The 23,516-nt window shown below is 37.6% G+C and carries 16 protein-coding genes; 10 read left to right on the top strand and 6 right to left on the bottom strand.

Features of this window, described 5'->3' with window-relative positions:
- Positions 1 to 81 precede the first annotated feature (81 nt).
- From AC0L6O_RS03135 to AC0L6O_RS03120, 4 genes are all read left to right on the top strand, one after another.
- Positions 82 to 3,333 (top strand): SusC/RagA family TonB-linked outer membrane protein, encoded by a 3,252-nt coding sequence (locus AC0L6O_RS03135; RefSeq protein WP_473306260.1) that lies wholly within the window; start codon positions 82 to 84, stop codon positions 3,331 to 3,333.
- A gap of 77 nt (positions 3,334 to 3,410) precedes the next feature.
- Positions 3,411 to 4,844: a SusD/RagB family nutrient-binding outer membrane lipoprotein gene (locus AC0L6O_RS03130; protein ID WP_473306258.1), complete on the top strand. Its 1,434-nt coding sequence runs from the start codon at positions 3,411 to 3,413 to the stop codon at positions 4,842 to 4,844.
- 103 nt (positions 4,845 to 4,947) lie between these two features.
- Entirely contained in the window at positions 4,948 to 6,207 is a 1,260-nt protein-coding gene (locus AC0L6O_RS03125; RefSeq protein ID WP_473306256.1) for a metallophosphoesterase, read from the top strand.
- Between the two features lie 4 nt (positions 6,208 to 6,211).
- Positions 6,212 to 7,579, top strand: coding sequence for an MATE family efflux transporter (locus AC0L6O_RS03120; protein WP_473306254.1), 1,368 nt, complete (start codon positions 6,212 to 6,214; stop codon positions 7,577 to 7,579).
- Here the strand turns inward: AC0L6O_RS03120 and AC0L6O_RS03115 are convergent.
- Entirely contained in the window at positions 7,572 to 8,372 is an 801-nt protein-coding gene (locus AC0L6O_RS03115) for a M48 family metalloprotease (RefSeq protein WP_473306253.1), read from the bottom strand. The two genes, AC0L6O_RS03120 and AC0L6O_RS03115, sit on opposite strands and share 8 nt — an antisense overlap.
- Before the next feature lie 247 nt (positions 8,373 to 8,619).
- On the opposite strand from AC0L6O_RS03115, the gene AC0L6O_RS03110 reads away from it, so the two are divergent.
- A complete protein-coding gene (locus AC0L6O_RS03110) occupies positions 8,620 to 9,606 on the top strand; it encodes a ribonucleotide-diphosphate reductase subunit beta (RefSeq protein ID WP_473306251.1) in 987 nt (328 codons plus the stop codon).
- 152 nt (positions 9,607 to 9,758) lie between these two features.
- On the opposite strand, the gene AC0L6O_RS03105 is transcribed toward AC0L6O_RS03110, so the two are convergent.
- The 4 genes from AC0L6O_RS03105 to AC0L6O_RS03090 all read right to left on the bottom strand — a co-directional run bounded on the left by AC0L6O_RS03105 (position 9,759) and on the right by AC0L6O_RS03090 (position 16,640).
- Complete coding sequence (locus AC0L6O_RS03105; protein WP_473306250.1) at positions 9,759 to 12,236, bottom strand: ribonucleoside-diphosphate reductase subunit alpha; 2,478 nt, start codon at positions 12,234 to 12,236, stop codon at positions 9,759 to 9,761.
- 436 nt (positions 12,237 to 12,672) lie between these two features.
- Positions 12,673 to 13,347: a thiamine diphosphokinase gene (locus AC0L6O_RS03100; protein WP_473306248.1), complete on the bottom strand. Its 675-nt coding sequence runs from the start codon at positions 13,345 to 13,347 to the stop codon at positions 12,673 to 12,675.
- Between the two features lie 110 nt (positions 13,348 to 13,457).
- Positions 13,458 to 14,102: an outer membrane lipoprotein periplasmic chaperone LolA1 gene (gene lolA1 / locus AC0L6O_RS03095; RefSeq protein ID WP_473306246.1), complete on the bottom strand. Its 645-nt coding sequence runs from the start codon at positions 14,100 to 14,102 to the stop codon at positions 13,458 to 13,460.
- Positions 14,103 to 14,210: 108 nt separating this feature from the next.
- Entirely contained in the window at positions 14,211 to 16,640 is a 2,430-nt protein-coding gene (locus tag AC0L6O_RS03090; RefSeq protein WP_473306245.1) for an FtsK/SpoIIIE family DNA translocase, read from the bottom strand.
- Between the two features lie 335 nt (positions 16,641 to 16,975).
- Here AC0L6O_RS03090 and AC0L6O_RS03085 point away from each other — a divergent pair, with 335 nt between their 5' ends.
- The 3 genes from AC0L6O_RS03085 to AC0L6O_RS03075 all read left to right on the top strand — a co-directional run bounded on the left by AC0L6O_RS03085 (position 16,976) and on the right by AC0L6O_RS03075 (position 20,959).
- Complete coding sequence (locus AC0L6O_RS03085) at positions 16,976 to 17,581, top strand: hypothetical protein (RefSeq protein WP_473306244.1); 606 nt, start codon at positions 16,976 to 16,978, stop codon at positions 17,579 to 17,581.
- A 124-nt stretch (positions 17,582 to 17,705) separates the two neighbouring features.
- Positions 17,706 to 20,051, top strand: coding sequence for a TonB-dependent receptor (locus AC0L6O_RS03080; protein ID WP_473306242.1), 2,346 nt, complete (start codon positions 17,706 to 17,708; stop codon positions 20,049 to 20,051).
- A complete protein-coding gene (locus AC0L6O_RS03075) occupies positions 20,048 to 20,959 on the top strand; it encodes a DUF4249 domain-containing protein (RefSeq protein ID WP_473306241.1) in 912 nt (303 codons plus the stop codon). Before AC0L6O_RS03080 ends, AC0L6O_RS03075 begins: the two co-directional genes overlap by 4 nt.
- An 18-nt stretch (positions 20,960 to 20,977) precedes the next feature.
- Here AC0L6O_RS03075 and kdsA read toward each other — a convergent pair whose 3' ends face one another.
- On the bottom strand, positions 20,978 to 21,790 hold the full coding sequence (gene kdsA, locus AC0L6O_RS03070) for a 3-deoxy-8-phosphooctulonate synthase (protein WP_473306239.1): 813 nt from the start codon (positions 21,788 to 21,790) through the stop codon (positions 20,978 to 20,980).
- A 134-nt stretch (positions 21,791 to 21,924) separates the two neighbouring features.
- Between kdsA and AC0L6O_RS03065 the strand changes: the two genes are divergently transcribed.
- Both AC0L6O_RS03065 and fabF read left to right on the top strand, forming a co-directional pair.
- The gene (locus tag AC0L6O_RS03065) at positions 21,925 to 22,161 is read left to right on the top strand and encodes an acyl carrier protein (RefSeq protein ID WP_463044995.1); all 237 of its coding nucleotides are present in this window, start codon (positions 21,925 to 21,927) and stop codon (positions 22,159 to 22,161) included.
- Positions 22,162 to 22,246: 85 nt separating this feature from the next.
- Entirely contained in the window at positions 22,247 to 23,500 is a 1,254-nt protein-coding gene (fabF, locus tag AC0L6O_RS03060; protein ID WP_473306238.1) for a beta-ketoacyl-ACP synthase II, read from the top strand.
- The last annotated feature ends 16 nt before the right edge of the window (positions 23,501 to 23,516 follow it).

The following is a 23,516-nucleotide window of genomic DNA, read 5'->3' as shown; positions in this document are numbered from 1 at the left end:
TATTTATATTCAGGTAATAATTTATTTAACATTTTTTAATTTGGCACTTTAAGAATTATTAAAACCTTAATAACAAACTGTATGAAGAAATTTTTATTAACCATGTGTTTGGTTAGCTTAAGTGTTTTCACTTTTGCACAATCCATGGAAGTTTCCGGAAAGGTAACCTCCGCTGACGACGGCATTGGCCTTCCAGGTGTATCCGTCACTGTTCAAGGTACAACTCGTGGTACAACATCTGATGTAGATGGAATGTACAAAATTGCTGCTCAAAAAGGAGCAACACTAGTTTACTCTTTTGTTGGTATGAACAGCCAATCAATTCAAGTAGGCAATCAAAGCGTAATCAACATAGCTCTTTCTACAGATGCTAATCAACTTTCTGAGGTAGTAGTAACTGCTTTAGGTGTTTCTCGTGAGAAAAAATCTCTAGGTTATGCTGTTCAAGAAGTTGGTGGTGATGCCGTGTCTACGGTTAAACAACAAAACTTTGTAAGCTCACTTTCTGGTAAAGTAGCCGGAGTTCAAATCCGTCAAAATACGAGTATGGGTGGGTCTGTAAACGTTTTAATACGTGGAAACAACTCATTAGCATCAAATAACCAACCATTATATGTTGTTGATGGAGTTCCTGTTTCTAACTATCAAGGTAACACTTCTGCTCAAGGAAATGGTCAAACTGGTTTTGACTACGGTAATGCAACATCTGATATTAACCCAGAAGATGTAGAAAGCATTTCTGTACTTAAAGGTGCAGCTGCAACCGCTCTTTACGGTTCTCGAGGAGCGAATGGTGTAATTATGGTAACAACAAAAAAAGGTGTTGTTAGAAAAGGAATTGGCGTAAGCATTTCTTCTACAGTTACAACTGGTGCAATTGATAAAAGCACTTTCGTAAACTACCAAGACAAGTATGGTGCAGGTTACTCTAACTACTACTATAGCAACGAAGATGGTTCTTTTGACGCTGCTGATATTAATGGTGATGGTACTGTTGATGATGTAGTTCCTACATATGAAGATGCATCTTACGGTCAAGCATTTGATCCTAATAGAATGGTTTATCAGTGGGAATCATTTGTTCCTGAATCTGAAAACTATGGTAAGCCTATGCCATGGGTTGCTGCAAAAAACACTCCAGCAAACTATTATTTCCAGCAACAAACTACATTGAACAATTCAATATCGTTTAATGGTGGAAATGAGAACGGAACTTTCCGTTTAGGTTATACTAACTTAGACAACAAAGATATCCTTCCTAACTCTTCTCAAAAGAGACACAATGTAAACTTGAACTCAACGTACAAGTTTGGAGAGAGAATTACTGCAACAACTTCTGTTAACTACTCTAGACAAGCTACTATTGGTAGATTTGGAACAGGATACTCTGGTTTAAACCCTATGCAATCTATGCGTCAGTGGTTCCAGACTAATGTAGATATGGAAAGACAAGAGTATTTCTATAACTTAACTGGTAGAAATATCACTTGGAACCAAAAAGATCCAATTGGTGGCGACATAGGGCCAATCTATACTGACAATGCTTACTTTACTCGTTTCGAGAACTACCAATCTGACAACAGAAACCGTCTTTTTGGTAACATTAACCTAAACTATAAAGTAACTGACTGGTTTAATTTGACTGGTAGAATATCTACTGATACTTATACTGAACTTCGTGAAGAGAGATTAGCTGAAGGTTCTAATCCAATTGCATTTGGAATTAACGCTTCTGATGAAACTTCAGGATACCAAAGAGTTGACATCAACTTTACAGAGATGAACTATGATATCATGGGTAACTTCAATCATAGATTCAACGATGACTTCTCTCTTTCTGGAATTATCGGTACTAACATTAGAACTGAAAGCAGAGAAAGAATCATGCTTTCTACAGCAGGTGGATTGGCTAGCCCAGGAGTATGGTCTATCGGTAACTCAGTAAATACTCCTCCTATTCCTTTGGAGTCATTAGCTGAGAAGCAAGTAAACGGTTACTATGCAAGTGCATCATTAGGATATCAAGATACATATTTCTTGGATATCTCTGATCGTTATGATATCTCTTCTGCTCTTCCTTCTGGTAGCAATGCTTACAACTATTACTCTGCATCTGGTAGCTTCGTTTTCTCTAACCTAATTGATGCCAACTGGTTGAGATTTGGTAAATTAAGATTCGGATATGCTGAGGTTGGTAATGATACAGGTGCTCTTAATGTATATGACACATATACGAGATCTGACAACTTCGGTTCTTCTATTATTACTTCTCTTCCTTCTACCAAAAACAATGCTTTCCTTAAGCCTGAAAGAACTAAGAGTTTAGAAGCTGGTTTGGAATTGAATACATTGGGTGGTCGTTTAGGATTAGACATGAGTGTTTACAAAGTGAATACTATTGATCAAATCTTAAGAGTTTCTCAATCTACGGCAACAGGTTACTCATCTCGTTATGTTAATGCTGGTGAACTTTCTAACAAAGGAATTGAAATAGCTTTAACTGGTACTCCAATTAAAGTAGCAGGTTTCACATGGGACATGAACTTAAACTTTGCTAAAAACATGAATACGGTAGAGTCACTTTATGGTGATGTTGAAAACATCGTATTAGGTTCTTATCAAGGTGGTATTACTATCAATGCTACTAAAGGTGAGCGTTATGGTACTATCAGAGGAACTGGTTATGACTATGATGATAACGGTAACAGAATTGTTGACGCTAACGGGTACTACGTAGCTAAAGCTGACCAAGTGTTAGGTGTAGCTGCTCCTGATTATACTGCAGGTCTTTATAACACATTAACATACAAAGGTCTTTCTTTAGGCTTCTTAATTGACATGTCTCAAGGTGGTGAAGTATTCTCATTAGATACTTACTATGGCTTTGGAACTGGTATGCCAGATTTCACTGCTGGCCTTAATGAGTTAGGAAATGAAATGCGTTTACCGATTGCTGAAGGTGGTGGAGTCCTTAATGAAGGTGTTCAAGCTGACGGTTCTGTAAATACAGTAAGAGCTAGAGCAGATTACTATGGTGGTAACTACTACTGGGGTAACTCTTCTAGAAACCCAGCTCAAATTCATGTATACGATGCATCTTATGTGAAATTAAGAGAAGCTTCTCTTTCTTATAATCTTCCATCTAAACTATACAGCAATTTTGCAAACAACATTTCTGTTGGTGTAGTAGGAAGAAACCTTTGGATTATCAAGAAACATGTTCCTTTCGCTGATCCAGAATCAGGTTTAGGTTCTGGTAATGCTCAAGGTTACCTAACTGGTTCTTACCCAACCGTAAGAAGCATGGGTTTCAACGTAAAACTTGACTTTTAAGAATAATCAATACCTCCATCCACACCTCCTTTCCGAAAGGATTGAGAGGGTGGTTGCGGAATTATAAAAATATATATATGAAAAAAATAGTAGCAATTTTATTATTTGGCTCGCTTCTATCTTGTACAGACCACTTCGAGGAATTGAATACTGACAAGAAAAGCTTAGCCACTGTTCCGGCAGAATCGCTTTTTAATAATGCAACAGAGCGTTTCTATCACATCATGAATAGCAATAGTGTAAACTATGGCGTATTCAAATTGTATGCTCAATATCAGGCACAAACAACATATCCTGATGAGTCTCAGTACAACATGGTTACTCGTAATATCTCGGCTAACTGGTTTTCTAGAGTATACAGAGATGGTTTAAATGATTTGAAAGAAGCAAAGAGATTACTTGAAGCTGAAGAGACAAATGCTGCAACAGCTCCAATTCAAAAGAACAAGCTTGCAATTATCACTATTAACGAAGTACAAATGTACTCTACCTTAGTTGATTTATTCGGCAACGTTCCTTACTCTACGGCTTTGGATTTCGAAAACCCAAGCCCATCGTATGATGACGCCAAAACAATTTACTACGACTTGTTCTCTAAATTAGATCAAGCGATTTCCGATATTGATGTGAATTCTGCTGGTTTTTCTGCCAAAAACGACTTGATTAATCAAGGAGATGTGGCTATGTGGAAAAAAGCGGCTAACTCTTTGAAGCTTCGTTTAGCAATGCGTATTGCAGATACAGATCCAGCTACTGCTAAAACTATGGCTGAAGCTGCTGTAACTTCAGGAGTATTTTCTGAATTATCTGATGACCTTTCTATGGAATACATTACTTCTGCTCCATACACCAACCCTGCTTATGAGGATTTCGTGTTAAGTGGTCGTACAGATTTCGTTGCAGCCAACACTATCGTTGACGTAATGAATGGATATAATGATCCTAGAAGATCTGCTTTCTTTAGCAACAATTTAGATGGTGAATATGTTGGTGGAACTTACGGTACTACTAACTCTTACCCTAACTCTACTCAAGTTGGAAGTTATTTACAAACAGCTACTTCTCCTGGTATTCTTATCAGCTGTTCTGAAGTAGAATTCCTAAGAGCTGAAGCTGCTGCACGTGGCTTTAACGTTGGAGGAACTGCTGAAGAACTTTACAACAAAGCTGTAGCTACTTCTATTATGGAGTGGGGTGGTTCTCAAGAAGATGTTGATGCTTACTTAGCACAAGAAGGCGTAGCATATTCTGCTGATGATTGGAAACAACAATTAGGTACTCAAAAATGGATCTCTCTTTTCTATAGCGGTGGTATAGAAGGATGGACTACTTGGAGACTATTTGACTTTACTGGATTCAATGTACCAGACGGTCTTGAGTATTCAGATATCCCAAGTAGATTATTGTACCCAACTAATGAGGCTACATTAAACGGTACTTCATATGATGCAGCTGCAGCTGCCATCGGTGGAGATACTAAGCAAACCAAAATATTCTGGGACGTTAACTAATACTTAGCACCTAGAAAATTAAAAAAGGGTGAACGAAAGTTCATCCTTTTTTTGTTTTCCCCCCCATAACGAACCACAAAAGAACAAGCAGCGTTTACCACCAATGCAAAGAACTGTCCTACTTACCATCTTCCTATTTCTATTTCTTGGATTAGACTGGTATATATTCACAGGTGTAAGACAACTTATAAAACCATGGTCAGCCAATAATCAAAGGTTTGTATCTATACTATATTGGGCCATTCCACTCATAAGTGTATCACTCGTAATTATTGGATTCTTCTGGTTAGGTGAAAGACTATCTTATCAAACCAGAACATTCATCGCTTCTTTTGTTCTCATAGTTTACGTTTCAAAGATATTTGCTGCCGTGGTTCTCCTATTCGGTGATATCGTTTTGATGATTCGTAAAGCCTACTCGTGGATTCAATCTTCATTTTCAAACAAGGGTACATCTCTAGACCAGCCCATTTCTAATCCTATAAGCCGAACAGAATTCATTACAAAGGCCGCTTTAGCTGTAGGAGCCACACATATAGGAGCTATGACATGGGGTATAATTTCAGGTGCACATGACTATAGAATTAGGCGAGTTCCACTTAAACTCGCTAACCTTCCTGCACAGTTTCATGGTCTAAAACTTGTACAACTCTCTGACATTCACTCTGGTAGTTTCTTTAATAAAACCGCTGTGCAAGGTGGTGTAGACATGCTTCTTAATGAAAAGCCTGACATGGTATTTTTCACAGGAGACATTGTCAATAATAAAGCTGAGGAACTTAATGATTACTTTGACATATTTAAGCGTATTCAAGCCCCTCTAGGCGTTTATTCCACATTAGGCAATCACGACTATGGAGACTACGTACAATGGTCCAGTCAGCAGGCTAAAACACAAAATCTTAAAGACCTCATGGAAGCCCATAAGCTCATGAACTGGAATTTATTGATGGACGAACATAAAGAAATAAAAGTTGACGGTGATAGTCTAGGGATTCTAGGAATTCAAAACTGGGGTCAGGGCTTTGCACAACATGGCAATCTTGAAAAAGCAATCTTAAATACAGACCACCTTCCTACCAAACTCTTACTTTCTCATGACCCCTCTCATTGGCGAGCACAAGTCTTAGACAAAACAAATATTGATGCTTCTTTCGCAGGTCATACACACGGCATGCAGTATGGTGTAGAAATTGGCGGCTTTAAGTGGAGTCCAGTTAGTCTTAGATATAAAGAGTGGGCCGGCCTATATAAAGAGAATGAACAGCAACTTTACGTCAACCGCGGTTATGGCTACCTTGGCTATCCAGGAAGAATAGGTATACTTCCTGAAATCACCGTTTTTGAATTACAAAAAGCATAATTTAATGCTCTCCAAAGAATACTTCAAAGAAGTTAAAACTAGTTTAAACCTTGCCTTTCCTATTGTCATAGCTCAATTAGGCGTAGTCTTAATGAGCGTTTCCGACAATATTATGATTGGCCAATTCATTGGTAAAGATGCCCTAGCAGCTGCTGGCTTATCCAATTCGCTTTGCTTCCTAATAGCCTCTATTGCTGTGGGTGGCTTCCCTATAGTTTCACCATTAATTTCAAAGCATTTTGCCGCTAAGAATAGCAACAAAATGCTTGAAACTTTCACAGCGTCCATTTCTATTGCTATAATATACTCAGTGGCTCTTACAGCCATCAGCTTAGCACTTTTATTGAACTTTGACTTGCTTGGCCAAACCCAAAATATAAATACCCTATCAAAGCCTTTCTTTTTGATAATCACCTTATCAAACATTCCACTCTTCCTATTCCTTGCTCTTAAACAAACTTTTGACGGCTTATCCCTTCCAAAGGTTTCCATGCTTATTACATTTCTTGGTTTGGCTTTGAACGTAGTGATAAACTACTCTTTAATAAATGGTATTGGCTTCATACCCAAAATGGGGTTAAATGGTGCTGCCTACTCTACACTTATAGTTAGAGTAATAATGTTTTTAGCCCTTTTAGTAGCTTTATTCTACATTAGTGAGGTTAGACATATAATTCCACCAAAATTAAACCTCTTGAAAAGCAAAGAGCAAACCATAAAACTTCTGCGACTTAGCATTCCAAGCGGACTTCAATTCTTGTTTGAAATAGGAGCATTTTCTGTAGCACTCATTATGATGGGCTGGATAAGCGAAGATGCTTTGGCCGCACATCAAATAGCTATTAATATAGCCGCAACAGCGTATATGACCGCTACAGGAATCGCATATTCTGGAGCAATAAGAGTAGGTAATGCCGTAGGCTTAGGAAGTATGCCCAAGCTACGTTTGGCATCAAATGTTTCCTATACACTGGTAACAATTCTTATGACACTAACCATGCTCATAATACTTGTGTTTAATGAAGACTTAATAGGTATTTACATTAGTGATCAAGATATAATTCAACTAGCTAAACCGCTCTTAGTAATTGCAGCAGTTTTCCAATTATCCGACGGTATTCAAGCGGTAGCTTTAGGGAATTTGCGTGGCATCTCTGATGTGAAAATCCCAGCTTATATAACCTTCGTGGCTTATTGGGTCATATCACTTCCATTGGGTTACTTTTTTGCTTTTCACTTTGATATGGGAGCCTCCGGAATATGGTATGCCTTACTCATAGGCTTAAGCTTCGCGGCTATTTTCCTTAGTTTGAGATTTTATAAAGCATTAAAAAATGAACAGCTAATTTTTGGGGAAATCCAAACTACCTAGAACGGTAGTTTTCTATATGCTCCTTTATCTTTTGAATTCTATTTGACGGGCTAGGGTGCGAACTCATGAACTCATCTCTATCCATTTCACCACCACCTGCTTCTGCTAATATTTCCATTACCTGAATCATAGCTTCCGCATTATAGCCTGCGTCCATCATGTAGTTTACACCAAACTCGTCAGATTCTAATTCGTCGTCACGACCAAACTTCATCATTTTGACCTGAGCTACATAATTCGCAATTTCTGATGTTCCATAACTACCGCTAGCTGCCGTAGCAGCCCCAGCCAAACCCTGAAAAAAAGCACTTTGAGCCATTTGCTGTGCCGAGTGCCTATGGATGACATGACCCACTTCGTGGCCTAAAATTCCAGCCAATTGGTCTTCCGTTGATAAACGACTTAATAAACCAGCTGTAATAAATATTTGACCGCCAGGTAAAGCGAAAGCATTCACCGTTCTATCATCTCTTAAAACGTGAAAATCAAAACGATAAGGATTTTGAATACCTCTTTCCGCTAAAGCACCATTAAAGCTCTTGACTATTCTATTTCCCACAGTTTTAATTTGCTGCTGAATCTCGTTATCTGGATATAATCCTCCATATTCCTGAGCCATTTGAGGGGCAGACTGAAGCCCCATCGCCACCTCTTGTTCTGGACTCATTCCTACCTGCTGACTTTCGCCAGTCAATGGGTTTTCTTGTGTCTTACCATAATAACTTATCAAAGCTATCACAGCCATAACAACACCCAAGATGAGTCTCATTTTAAGTCCAGAAGAACGTCCCATATAATCTATATTTTGAATTGCCAAGTAACTAAAAGCCAACAAATCTAATAAAAGATGACTATATCAAAAAGTTTGATTTTCTATAAAGCCCAAACGCTATCGAATGGAAAACAATAAACTTGAAATACCTCTCATTTCAAATAAATAAATGTCACTTTGACAGATCACTTTGAGTCAACTCATAAATTCTTTACATTTGATATACTGTACTAGTGAATTAAAACTTAAGAATCTATACCCGTAAGTAATGACAGATCAAGAATTAAAGATTTCTGAACCTTTATTAATTGACGATCCGCAACGATTCGTCATATTTCCTATAAAGCACATTGATATATGGCAGTTTTACAAAAATGCTGAAGCATCTTTTTGGACTGCTGAAGAACTAGATTTGTCTCAAGATTTAACAGATTGGGAAAACCTAAATGATGGTGAAAGACATTTCATCTCAAATGTTCTAGCATTTTTTGCAGCCTCAGATGGAATAGTCAATGAAAATTTGGCAGTTGATTTTATCTCAAATGTTCAATATGCTGAAGCCAAATGTTTCTACGGTTTCCAAATTGCAATTGAAAACATTCACGCTGAAGTTTATTCATTGCTTATAGACACTTACATCAAAGACGAAAAAGAGAAAGACAGATTGCTCAACGCCATGGAACATATACCATGCGTTAAGAAAAAAGCAGACTGGGCTATGCGATGGATAGATAATGGAAACTTTGTAGAAAGACTTATAGCTTTTGCCGTAGTGGAAGGTATCTTCTTTTCAGGTTCTTTCTGCTCTATATTCTGGCTAAAGAAAAGAGGTTTAATGCCAGGCCTAGCCTTCTCAAACGAATTAATTTCGAGAGACGAAGGAATGCACCGCGATTTTGCCTGCCTACTTTATACAGACCATATCAAAAACCAGCTAAAAGATGAAGATGTGTATGACATCATCAAAGACGCTGTGGAAATTGAAAAAGAGTTTGTAAGCGACGCTCTTCCAGTTTCGCTAATAGGAATGAACTCGGTTTTGATGTGTCAATATATCGAATTTGTGGCTGATCACTTGTTAGAGCAATTGAACTTGAAAAAAATATACAATTCTAGCAATCCATTCGACTTTATGGAGTTAATATCATTACAAGGAAAAACTAATTTCTTTGAGAAACGTGTAGGAGAGTATCAAAAAGCAGGTGTTACATCTGACAAAGATTCTCAATCGTTTTCTCTAGACGAAGACTTTTAATAACAGTTTATTTAAGGATCAAAAGAAAAGCGGGGTGGTTATGCCACCTCTTTTTTTATGCCCTTTATTCTGCTTAAAATGGGCACAAAAAGAGAGCCCCGTCATATTGACAGGGCTCATTATAATACACGAAAGTCGAAATCAAGCAAATATTAAGAACCGCACATTTCACAATCATCTGGGTTATCTAAAGAGCATTGCATGGCGGCAAACTTCTGCTCTTCTTCGGACATCTCTACAAACGAACTAGCAGCTTTCGCCAACTCTTCGTTCTTCACAGCGTACTCCTTATAATCCAAAGGTTTTTCATTAATCTTCTCTGTAGTAGGCTTTGTTTGCTGCAGAGCTTGCTTGTCTACTGTAAACTTAACGGCATCCACAGCCGCTTTAGTACGTAGATAATACATTCCTGTTTTAAGACCCGCTTTCCATGCATAAAAGTGCATAGATGTAAGCTTACCAAAGTTAGGATCTTGCATAAAGATATTCATTGACTGGCTTTGGCAAATGTATGCCCCTCTATCGGCTGCCATGTCAATAATTACTTTTTGCTTAATCTCCCAAGACGTCTTATAAAGGTCTTTCAGTGTTTGAGGAATTTCATCAATATGCTGTACAGAACCATTGGCTGCTATAAGCTTATTCTTCATTCCTTCGTTCCACATGTTAATCTTAACCAAGTCTCTTAAAAGGTGCTTATTTACAATAGCAAACTCACCTGAAAGAACTCTTCTAGAGTAAATGTTAGAAGTATATGGCTCAAAACACTCGTTGTTTCCAAGAATCTGGCTTGTAGAAGCCGTAGGCATTGGAGCTAATAAAAGTGAGTTTCTTACACCATTTTTAACTACTTTCTTTCTCAAGTCTTCCCAATCCCATCTGTTTGATTCTGGTTTAACATCCCACATATCAAACTGGAATATTCCTTTTGAAATTGGAGAACCTTCCCATGTTTCATAAGTACCTTCCTCTATGGCTAACTCCATTGAAGTCTCCATTGAAGCAAAGTAAATAGTTTCGAAGATCTCTTTGTTCAATTGCTGTGCTTCGGCAGAATCAAAAGGCATTCTTAAGTGAATGAATGTATCTGCTAAGCCCTGAATACCTATCCCTATAGGTCTATGTCTTTTGTTACTATTCTCTGCTTCTTTTACAGGATAATAGTTAACATCAATAATCTTATTAAGGTTACGAGTAACCACCTTAGTGATTTCGTAAAGTTTTTGATGGTCAAACTTAATACCATTACCAAAATCGTCCATTTCGACGTATTTCGGTAGAGCAATAGAAGCCAGATTGCATACAGCCACCTCATCAGGAGATGTAAACTCTATAATCTCGGTACATAAGTTAGAAGACTTGATAGTACCTAGGTTCTTCTGATTAGACTTCTTATTACAAGCGTCTTTATATAAGATATAAGGCGTTCCTGTTTCTATCTGAGACTCTAATATCTTAAACCAAAGTTGCTGAGCTTTTACTTGCTTTCTAGCTTTTCCTTCAGACTCATACTTCTCGTATAATTTCTCAAAGTCATCGCCATAAGCATCCGCTAAACCTGGGCACTCATGTGGGCAGAATAAAGACCATTCTGCATCGGCTTCCACTCGTTTCATGAATAAATCAGAAATCCACATAGCGTAGAATAAATCTCTAGCTCTCATTTCATCTTTACCATGATTCTTTCTCAAATCAAGGAAATCATCTATATCTGCATGCCATGGCTCTAAATAAATAGCAAATGACCCTTTACGTTTTCCACCCCCTTGGTCCACGTATCTGGCTGTATCATTATAAACACGAAGCATGGGTACTATACCATTCGAAGTTCCATTAGTTCCTTTAATATAAGACCCCTTTGCTCTTACATTATGGATAGAAAGTCCTATTCCCCCCGCTGATTGAGAGATTTTGGCACATTGCTTAAGTGTATCATAAATACCATCAATACTGTCATCTTTCATGGTTAACAAGAAACATGAAGATAACTGTGGCTTAGGTGTACCTGCATTAAATAATGTAGGAGTGGCATGCGTAAACCATCTGTCAGAAAGAAGCTCGTAAGTTTCTAGCACTCTTTCTATAGCTTCACCATGAATACCCACGGCTACCCTCATTAGCATATGCTGAGGACGCTCCACTATCTTACCATTAAGTTTAAGTAGGTAAGATTTTTCTAATGTTTTATATCCGAAATAATCATAACCATAATCACGGTCATAAATTATTGTAGAATCTAATAAGGCTGCGTTTTTCTGAATTACCTTCCAAACGTCTTTTGCTATCAATGATGCATTTTCGCCTGTTTTAGGATCTTCATATTGATAAAGCATTTTCATAGTACCTGAAAAAGACTTCAAGGTATTCTTATGAAGATTTGATATTGCTACTCTAGCTGCCAACTGTGCATAATCAGGATGCTTTGTTGTCATTGATGCAGCTGTTTCTGCCGCAAGGCTATCAAGTTGTGAAGTAGAAACACCATCATAAATCCCAGAAACCACTTTCATGGCAACTTCAACAGGTTGTACAAAATTGGGATCTAGACCGTAGCAGAGTCTCTCGATTCGGGCCGTTACTTTGTCAAACTTTACCGATTCCCGGCGTCCGTCTCTTTTGATTACATACATAGTACAAAAATAATTTTAGGGGTATTACAAAGATAAGTGAGTTAAGTTTTCGTTACTAAATCATTAACTTTCGCTTATCAGGATTACAAAATAAATGAGAATTATAGGTAAAAAAAAGTGCCATTTTTCTTTGGATTTTAATCTATTGTCAAATCATACAAGTCCTTTTTTTTGTAGGCCTTAATTATCAAGGATTTAAAAGTAGGTGCAAGTTAGAATAGTACTATTCTAAAGTTATCCACATTTTATTGCCATTAAAACTCAAGCCTTAAGTAAAGAACACATAATCTAGGCGGAATGCCTAAATAACACGTTTTCTGCTACTTACACCCTAAAGCTAAAGATTTTTTTTTAGAACTTTCAAATAATACTGAAAATTAATTAGCCGATTGACTAATTATTTTGTGGATAAGTATCAAACGCTGTATTAGACGTATCAATCGTTACATTCCATTAGAAATAGTTTGCCTTTTTCGAATTTGATACTCATTAAACCGTCCTTATCAACTTCATTGCTATTGCCTAACCTATTCCCTATTTCTAGGGTCTCCTTATGTAACGGATATTTCAAATTAGAAGTTTCAATATTCTCCGCTTTTGGTACAGGAATTAAAGAAATGACCGTTCCTGCCTTATACCACTTCTCAAATTTTGTTAAACCAGGCTCTAAAGGAATGATTTTAGAGTAATCATCTAGCATCACCAGCTTAATTTGAGAATTGTACTTTACCAAGTTTAAAAGGTTCGCAATCGTGTGATCCATTCTCCTTCCTGTAGCCCAAAGTATGTTTACTGCAGGAAAACCTTTCTCTATCAAAAACTCAATTCCTTTTTCTAAATCGGTCTTGTCTTGGTCTGGTGTGTGGACAATTTCAATGGGAAACTGCTCTTCGCGAATTTTATCCACATCCACTCCTTCTCTGTCAAAATCGCCCAGCAAGACGTCAACTTTAATACCTAAACTCAAAACCCTGTCAATAGCACCATCTAGCACCACCACATACGGCGACCAACCCAGAAGCTCTTCCATGAGTTCAAACTTGCAGGCAGCTCCGTTTGCTATCAATAAAGCGGGCTCTTGTTTATCTTTTACTATATGATGCGATGACATTTCAGAAATTTAGATTTTACCTTCAGGCTAAATTAGAGATTAGCCTTGAATCAAAGAAAAATGCTCACACTTTTCAGCGTGAGCATTCTCAAAATATTGTTTTGCGAAGCTTATCTTAAATCCACCACCTCTACTCCTGGGTGCTTTGCTGTATTAAAAGTGAAGTAGCTATCTGCCAAAGTTACGTTTGGACTAAACTTCACGATATCAAAAGCCGTTACTTTACCCGAACCGTCGGTTAACTTCCAGTTTTTAATTTCTTTGGTAGATTTACTTACACCTATTTCTACTTTCTGAATGTTTCCATTACCTTTTAAAGGAATCAACTCTATCAAATCACAAGAAGCACCACCAATGGTAGCTGTACCCTTGTGCGTGTATTTATATCCTTTCTTATAAATGCTATAGATGTTTGCAGGAGAAAATTGAGAATCAGCACTAGCGTCGTACTCAGTTACATTTACCTCATTGGTTTCTTCTACATAAGAAAATATCTCCGAGCCATTATTGTAAATCTCTTGACCAGCCATATTTAATTTGAACTTAACACCTTTGACAGCTATGCTGCCCGTACGTACACGTCCTTTTTTACCACTTGCACTAATTGCTCCGTAGGAGAAATTGGCCGTAAAAGTTTTCATGTTTTTATACTTCGTGCTCATCGCATCTAAAACTGCTCCCGCTTTAGCATCTTGAGCACTTGCCCCTAAATTAACCAAAAGCAAAAGAGCCAATAAAACCTGTATTTTCTTCATTATATTCAATTAAACTATGAGCAACAAACCATTCTGTAATGGCTATCTCAAATTGGACACAAAATTAGCAGAAAAGTTTAAGACCGAATTGTTAATAAGCCTTTAATGTTATTTCTCTCGCTTAAGGCCTCTTAATACTTCTTCCAACTCTGTCATGTCTTTGACAAGAACTTCACGGGCTTTACTACCCTCAAAAGGCCCTACTATTCCTGCACCTTCTAATTGGTCAATAATTCTACCGGCTCTGTTATAACCTAATTTCATCTTACGCTGAATCAAAGAAGTACTTCCTTGCTGAAAAGTCACCAGAACCCTTGCTGCATCATCAAACATAACATCCAACTGTGTTGGGTCAAAGTCTAGAATATCTGGCTCATCATCACCAAAAAACTCGGGTAACATATACGCAGACTCGTAGCCACGCTGCTCTCCTATGTAATCACAAATACCTTCAATCTCAGGAGTATCTACAAACGGACACTGCAATCTGACCATGTCGGAACCCATGGATAAGAGCATATCCCCATTACCTACTAATTGGTCCGCCCCGCCTGTATCTAAAATAGTACGTGAATCTACCTTTGCCGTTACTTTAAAAGATATTCTGGCTGGGAAGTTGGCTTTAATTAAACCTGTAATCACATTAACCGAAGGCCGCTGGGTGGCTACTATTAAGTGTATCCCAATTGCTCTGGCCAACTGAGCCAAACGAGCAATAGGCTGCTCCACCTCTTTACCAGCAGTCATCATCAAATCTGCCAACTCATCAATCACCAAGACAATGTAGGGCAAATACCTGTTCCCTTTTTCTGGATTCAGTTTCCTTTTGGTAAACTTGGCATTATACTCTCTAATATTTCTTACACCCGCATCTTTAAGAAGGTTGTACCTATTATCCATCTCTATACAGAGCGAATTCAGGGTGTATATAACCTTTTTGGTATCGGTGATAATAGCATCTTCTGCATTTGGCAGCGTGGCCAAGAAATGCCTTTCAATTTTATTAAAAAGAGACAGCTCCACCTTTTTAGGGTCTACCATCACAAACTTCACTTCTGAAGGATGCTTCTTATATAATAGGGATGCCAAAATAACATTGATACCAACAGACTTACCCTGACCCGTGGCTCCCGCCATCATAAGGTGAGGCATTTTAGCTAAATCCGATATAAAGATTTCATTGGCAATAGTCTTTCCTAAAACTATGGGCAGTTCATATTTACAGTTTTGAAACTTTTCGCCACCAAAGACCGATTTCACCGAAACCATCTCTCGGTTTTTATTTGGCACCTCTATCCCAATAGTACCTTTCCCTGGCATTGGGGCTATAATTCTAATTCCTAGTGCAGCTAAGTTTAAGGCAATGTCATCTTCTAAGTTCTTAATCTTAGAAATTCTTACCCCTGCTTCTGGTACAATCTCATACAATGTTACTGTAGGCCCAATGGTGGCTTTGATAGAAGAAATTCCAATAGAGAAGTTTTTCATGGTCTCCACAATGTTTATCTTATTAGCCTCCAACTCTTCCTGAGAAACCTTTCCGCCGCTCATGCCGCTATGGTCTGCCAATAAACTTATAGGTGGGTACATATAAGAAGAGAGGTCTAGCTTAGGGTCATAGGGCCCAAATTCCTCTAAATCCTTATTATCATCGTTATCCTCTATCAAAAAGCTATTTTCCTTTTCGGCTACTTCTAAAGGAATTTCTTCTTCTACTTTTTTAACAGGCTCTTCTTCATTTTCAAAGTTTTCTACGCTGAAAGCAATGCCACCATCAAAAGGTTTTGCTGGAAGACTATCTGGCACTTTAACTGTCGGAGGCGTTTCTTCAATCTCTTTCTCCACCAAAGTAGGCTCCGCCCTTGGCGTTACTGCACTAACAGTAGCCTCTTTCTCTTCTTCTTTAGCAGGTTTCTTTGAGAAATAATTATCAATCTGAGTAAGACCATGAAAGAAAACCAACCATAAAAACAGAACCAAGACTATCAACAAAATACTCCCCCAGCCCAATGCATGATTTAGCGATTGATTTAATTGATAACCTATGCCTCCGCTTATTTCTCCCTCACCAAGGTTAAACTGAAAAACAAAATAGCCTAAGAAAATAGAAGTAAACAGCACATAAAAGATACTGCCTTTGGCAAATCTGTTTAAGTTAACTTCAAATAAGTCTTGCTGAAAAACTAGCCTAAACGCCGATAAAAAAATGATAGGTATTAAACCGAAAGCGGCATAGCCAAACCATTTGAAAATAAAATAATGTGAAATAAAAGCTCCTAAAACCCCTAATGAGTTTTCTGCTTTTTTGCTACTGTTTTCAATAGCAGTTCTGAAGTTTTTTTGAACCAAATCTTGGTCTGCCTCTCCCGTAAATAAATACGAAACGAAGGCTATTAACATCACTAAGGAAATAATGAGGAAAAAGACACCACAAATAAGCTCTAGCTGAGCAGCCGATATTCCAAACGAACCCTCTTTCTTAGGAGACTTACGTTCTTTAGTTGGGGCCGATTTTTTCTTTCTGAAAGTTTTAGCCATTGTATTTTTTTAGAAAAGCAATTAAAGTACAAAATTAACAAAAAATGCTTGGATGAAGTATAAACAAGAAATAGAAACCCATTGCCCTATTTTTTCACCAAAGATGATTAAAGGGTAGCAAAGTTGAGTTGGTATTGCAAAACCAATTATTGATACGTTAACATGGAAAAACTCTATACTCGGCTTAAAATGTAATACTTAAACATTTATCTTTGAACGTATTAAATCCAGAAAAAATTAAACAACTAATACTAGTTAGTATCGAATCGATTACTCCAGACCGTGAAGATTAATCTTCCAAAATCCGTCACCTACTTAATTCAAACAACTACCCCATGCTTAAAAAAACCATCCTATTACTTCTTTTTATTCAGCCAATTTTTGGCCAAAACGCTTTTAATTTCCAAGCAGGATATGCAATCAACACAAGTGGAGGAGCCAAGGGTTATAATTTGGGCTTTGGTTTTGAAAAAGGCCTAAAAAAGAATCTAGCAATAGATTTTTCGCTTAGAAGTATATCCACAAGCAAAGAGTATGACAATGAATATGAAACTGATTTTGGTTCTGGGGTTTACGCTAAAGCTCCTTTCCGAATAGGTTCAAATTCTTTGCAATTCGAAATTCTTCCTAAAGTATATGTGGTAAACAAAAAAATAAAGGTTGCGGTATTACTTGGAGGATCTTTCACCCATGAAACAAGCATTTCGCCTGAGACCATTAGGGTTGACTACCCAATACCCAGTTTAAGCCCCTACCCCGTCCCTGTTTATATGATTGATTATAATGAGAAACTGCACAAAACCAGTTTGGGATATTCCGCCCAAATAGAATTAGGCTTAGCATTAAGCAAGAGGTCAGCTTTATCTATGCGACTAGGAGCTCAGCAAAGCAATGGAAACCTTGTTTGGATATTCCCCCTTTCTTATAGGTTTTCTCTTTGATAGTGGGCATGGCAAGAATATTTCATAGGGAATACAACCATTCATTTATAAATCAACACTTTAATAGTAACCTAGCGAAGCAGAAAGTGAAATAAAAAATGATTAAACCTTTCCACTTTAATAAATGAAAATATTTTTCCTTAGCTTCATTTTGTCCAGCCTTTTAAGTGCTAGTCAAACCTTTGCTCAAACTATAACGGGCTATGTTAGAGATGCGGAATCTGGTGAAAGCCTTCCAAATGTCAATATCTACTCATCTAATTCTGGCACTTATGCTACAAGCAATGAATATGGCTACTTTTCCTTAAAATTGGAAAATTGCCCTTGCCCTGTAAATTTTTCTTTTGTTGGCTATGAAACCAAAGAGATAAACTTGAATGAGACTAGCATTTCCAAGTTTCAAAATATTGAAATGAAACCGGCATCTAATATTTTAAATGAAATCACTATCAAATCTTCTGACAAAGAATATTATAAACTTCCCATTGGACTAGTCTCCATCCCTATAGACCGTCTTAAAAAAGTACCTGCACTTTTTGGCGAAACTGATGTATTAAAAGCCCTCGCATTAACTCCTGGCGTAACAAATGCAACCGAAGGCACTGCGGGCGTGCTAGTGAGAGGAGGCAGTCCTGACCAAAACCTAATCATGCTAGATGAAACGCCTGTTTATAATGTAACACACCTATTTGGGCTAGTTTCTGTTTTTAACCCTGATGCCATTCAGGATGTCAAACTTTATAAAGCCGGATTTCCAGCTAGGTATGGTGGTCGACTTTCATCTGTAATAGATATTAATTCAAAGGAAGGGAGTTCAAAAAAAACTAATAAAGAGTTTAGCCTTGGTCTTATTAATTCGCGATTGCTCCTCGAAGGACCATTAAAAACAAAGTCAGGAAAAGATATGGGAACATACTTGGCTGCCGCCAGAGTCACCAATCTTTCCCTTTTATTATTACCTTCCTACATCAGCTATTTAAAAGTAGGTGGGCAATATTTTAATTATAACCTGTATGACCTAAACCTTAAATGGAGCAAGGCTTTCAGCGACCATAGTCAGCTTATTTTTAGCGTTTATAACGGTAACGATGTTTGGTATGTAAAATCCAATAACAGTACGGCTTTTGAAAAATATAAGATTAACTGGGGCAACCTTACGGCTAGTATGAGATACATAAAGCCAATTGGCCAAAAAGTCTTCCTAAAAAACACCTTGGCTTACTCTTCCTATGGCTATGGATTGGGGTCTTCCTTAGTAGATGAAGACAAGAACAAAGATTTCTTTAAATCTAAATCCACCTTGACGGACCTCATGCTTAAAAGTACTTTTGAGATTTACCCAAACTCAAAAAGCGAAATATTTCTGGGAGGAGAACTTACTTCTCATTTCTATAAACCTGTTAATATTAGCAGCACTTATGAGATAAATATTCCAGGAAATAAAGACATAGTAAAAGCAATTGAAACTGCTGTATTTAGCGAGTTCAATACTCAAGTAACACCATGGCTTTCACTACAGGCTGGCCTCCGATATGCAAGTTTTTCGGTTCAAGACACTGCATATAATTCATTAGAACCTCGCCTTTCTTTATCTGTTTATCCATCTAAAAAAACGGCCGTCAAATTTGGCTTCTCTAAAATGGGGCAATTCCTTCACCTTTTAAACTCTAGTAGTGGTGGGCTTCCCAATGATTTATGGATTCCTGCTAGCAAAAAATTACCCTTTGAGCGTTCATTACAATATAGTGCTGGCGTTTCTCAAAAAATAGCAGACGCTTGGAGGCTTGATGTCGATATTTATAAAAAAGAATATACAAACTTGATTGACTACAAAAGCGGACAGAATTTTATTATCAATTCGGAATCAAATTATGAAGACCTAGTTGAAAAGAACGGAATAGGAGAATCTTATGGACTTGAGGTAATGGTAGATAAAAGCAAAGGAAGTTTAACTGGCTGGCTGGCTTATACCTATGCTCTCAATAACAGGAAATTTGACAACATCAATGATGGTCAGTGGTACGCCGCCAATTACGACCGAAGGCATACTTTAAACCTAACGGGAGCTTATCAGCTTAACTCAAAAGTAAATCTCTCTGCCAATTGGGTATTTCAATCTGGCAGGCCTATAACGGTGCCCTTAGCATCACATTCCAACTTGTTTATTAATGAGAACATAAACTATCCAAATTATATCTACGGTGACCGTAATAATTTCAGAACCCCCAACTATCATCGTTTAGATTTAAATGCCAGTTTCTCCAAAGAAACCAAACGTAAGAATGAGCGAGTACTATCTATTGGCGTTTATAATGCCTATAACCATAACAATTCATTTTTCCTTAAGACCAATTACAGATCGATATTTAATGATGGCAGAAGGACTCTTTTAGGTTGGGATATTATTACTACTAAAAATAATTTCATCCCTTTCCTTCCTTATATCAGCTACAGTATAAAATTCAAATGAAAAAATTATCTGTCTTATTTTTCTTCCTATCCCTTTTCTCGTGCGAAAAAGATATTACGGTTGAATTTCCTTTTGAGGGCGACCGCTTTTTTGTTTTTAGTGAATTTCAATCTGGTCAAGTTTTTCAGGTAAAAGTTGATAAGACCTACCCTCCAAATGGAGAAGTAAGGTTTAATAATGATTTTTTAGAAAGTACAGAGGTAGACATTTATGAAGATGGTGCATTCTTGGAAAGCTTGTCACAAGCTGCACCAAAGAGCTATATATTCAACTCTTCGGAATTCAATACCCCTTTAGAAGGGCATTCATATCAAATCAAAGTATCCTCAGACTTAATTTCCGAAGCATCGTCCAGCCCTGAACTACTATTACCTACTATAAAGATTGACTCGGTTTGGGCCTCTGATGAGCCAGCCACATCTCCTCTAAACCCAAGAATTCCTACTAAATTAATCAATGTTTCTCTTTCAGAGATCACCTCATCTATTCCTTATTTAATGTTTGAAATCAAAGGTTATCAAGATAACATAGTTACTAGTGCAAACGTAGTCTCCGTTGAGGATTTTGGAGAATTAGAAAACCCTTGTGTTTATTCCTATACATCATCTAAGAAATTCTTTAAAAGAAGCTGCTTCGAAACCAACAAAACCATTTTTCAGTTTTATGTTGAAATGGAAGGCACACTTCAGAAACAAGCCCCCCCACATGGTCAAGGAAACGTAAACCGAATAGAGGTTATAGTCAGCTCAGTAAATGATGCTTACTTTGACTATTATTATAAAATGAATGAGCCGCTTAACTTCTTTACAGTATTTGAGGGTGTAAACCCTACTTACACTACATTCCAGAACGGTTACGGGGCAATATTGACAAAGAACTCTAGTCAAACTAATCTTCACCTAAAGTGAAATCAACATTTAAAACTACTAAACCACCACCTGCCTAATCCTAACCAATTCCTCCAAAAGTTTTTCCAGATTATCTAAATGCAACATGTTAGCACCATCCGACTTGGCATTAGCTGGGTCTGGGTGGGTTTCTATAAATAAACCGTCTGCACCTACCGCTATAGCAGCCTTTGCAATGGTTCCTATTAGTTCTGGGTTTCCTCCTGTAACACCTGACGTTTGATTTGGTCTTTGAAGTGAATGCGTACAATCCATTACTACCGGTACTTCAAACTTTTTCATGTCAATGATATTTCTGTAATCTACCACTAAATCTGAGTAGCCAAAAGAATTACCACGCTCGGTCAGCATCACATTTGCATCCGAGTTTTCTTGTAAAACTTTTTCTACCGCAAAACCCATGGAGGCACCAGACATAAATTGACCTTTTTTGATATTTACAGCCTTGCCAGTCTTAGCCGCGGCGGCCAAAAGTTCGGTTTGTCTACATAAAAAAGCTGGAATTTGTAAAACGTCAACAAATTCTGCAGCTAATGAGGCTTCATAAGTCTCGTGTATATCTGTAACGGTAGAAACATTGAAAGTTTTTCCAATATCACCCAAAATCTTCAAAGCCTTCTCATCCCCTATTCCTGTAAAAGAATCAGCTTTAGTTCTGTTGGCTTTTCTGTAACTCCCTTTAAATATGAGAGGTATCTCCAATTTGTCCGTAATTTTGACAATTTTCTCAGCAATAGAGAAAGCGAGGTCTCGGCCCTCGATGGCACAAGGTCCGGCTAAAAGAAAGAAGTTATTTGACTTGTATTTTTTTGAGAAAAGGCTTTCCATCATGATTTTAAGACCGTTTTTAATTGTATATTACAAATGTCAACATTGTTAAGGAAATCAAAAAACCAATGGGTATTTTGTTGGTTTCAGAAAAATAAATTTTCTTTGCAGTGATTTAAACCAAAAACATTGTAATAATGTCAGATATCGCATCGAAAGTAACGAAAATTATTGTTGAAAAATTAGGCGTTGAGGAGTCAGAAGTGACTACTGAAGCTTCTTTCACAAACGATTTAGGAGCAGATTCTCTTGATACAGTTGAACTTATCATGGAATTTGAAAAGGAATTCAATGTTTCTATTCCAGACGATCAAGCAGAAAATATCCAGACAGTAGGTCAGGCTATTTCTTATTTAGAAGATAACACTAAGTAATTTTCTTAATACATTTTGAAGGTTCAATGTCCAGTTTTTACTAAAGTTGGCTATTGAACCTTTCCCTTTTTTTAACAAGACCAATATGGAACTAAAACGAGTAGTAGTTACAGGTTTAGGGGCTCTTACCCCTATAGGAAACGATGTAGAGTCATTCTGGGAAGGCCTTAAAAATGGTGTAAGCGGTGCTTGCCCTATCACAAGGTTTGATGCTTCCAACTACAAAACCACCTTTGCTTGCGAATTGAAAGACTTTGAAGTCACCGACTTCATTCCAAGACAAGACGCTCGTAAAATGGACTTGTTTACACAGTTTGGTGTAGTAGCTGCCGAACAAGCAGTACTAGACGCGAACTTTGACATGGACAAAGTCAATAAGAATAAAATAGGTGTAATCTGGGGTTCTGGAATTGGTGGTCTTAAGACTTTTGAAGAAGAAGTTTTAAATCTTGCCGACAATGATATGCAGCCAAGGTTCAACCCTTTCTTTATTCCAAAGATGATTGCTGACTCGGCATCTGGTCAAATCTCTATGAAATTTGGTTTTAGAGGACCAAACTTTGTAACTGTTTCTGCCTGTGCATCTACAAACAACGCCATGATAGATGCCTTTAACTATATTAGGTTAGGTAGAATGATTGCTTGTGTAACGGGTGGCTCTGAAGCCGCTGTAACAAGAGCAGGTATTGGCGGATTTAACGCTTTAAGAGCTTTATCTACACGTAACGACGATTACAAAACAGCCTCAAGACCTTACGATGCCGATAGAGACGGTTTTGTATTAGGTGAAGGTGGTGCAGGTATTATTTTAGAAGAATATGAGCATGCCAAGGCTAGAGGAGCCAAAATATACTGTGAACTAGTGGGTGGTGGAATGTCTTCTGACGCTTACCATATCACGGCACCGCATCCAGAAGGCTTAGGAGCTTTCCTTTCTATGGAAGACGCCTTGAATGATGCTAACATGGTTCCTGAAGATATTGATTATATCAATACACACGGAACGTCAACCGGCTTAGGTGACCCTCAAGAAATCACAGCCATCGAAAACTTATTTAAGGAGCATGCTTATAAAGTGAGTATTAGTTCTACAAAATCTATGACTGGTCACTTATTAGGTGGAGCTGGTGCTGTAGAATCTGTAGCGGCAATATTAGCTATTCAGCATCAAATGGTGCCTCCTACCATTAACCTTAATAATGTTGATGAAAAAATTAACCCGAAAATTGATTTAACACCAAACGTAGCTAAAGCTAGAAAGATTGACACAGTGCTGTCAAACTGCTTTGGATTTGGTGGGCATAACGCCACACTTATATTTAAAAAATATAATGGTTAAATTGCGAGGCATATAG

The organism is Arcticibacterium sp. GJ41-1 (genome assembly GCF_055808875.1).
This window is presented reverse-complemented; position numbering and strand designations above follow the sequence as displayed.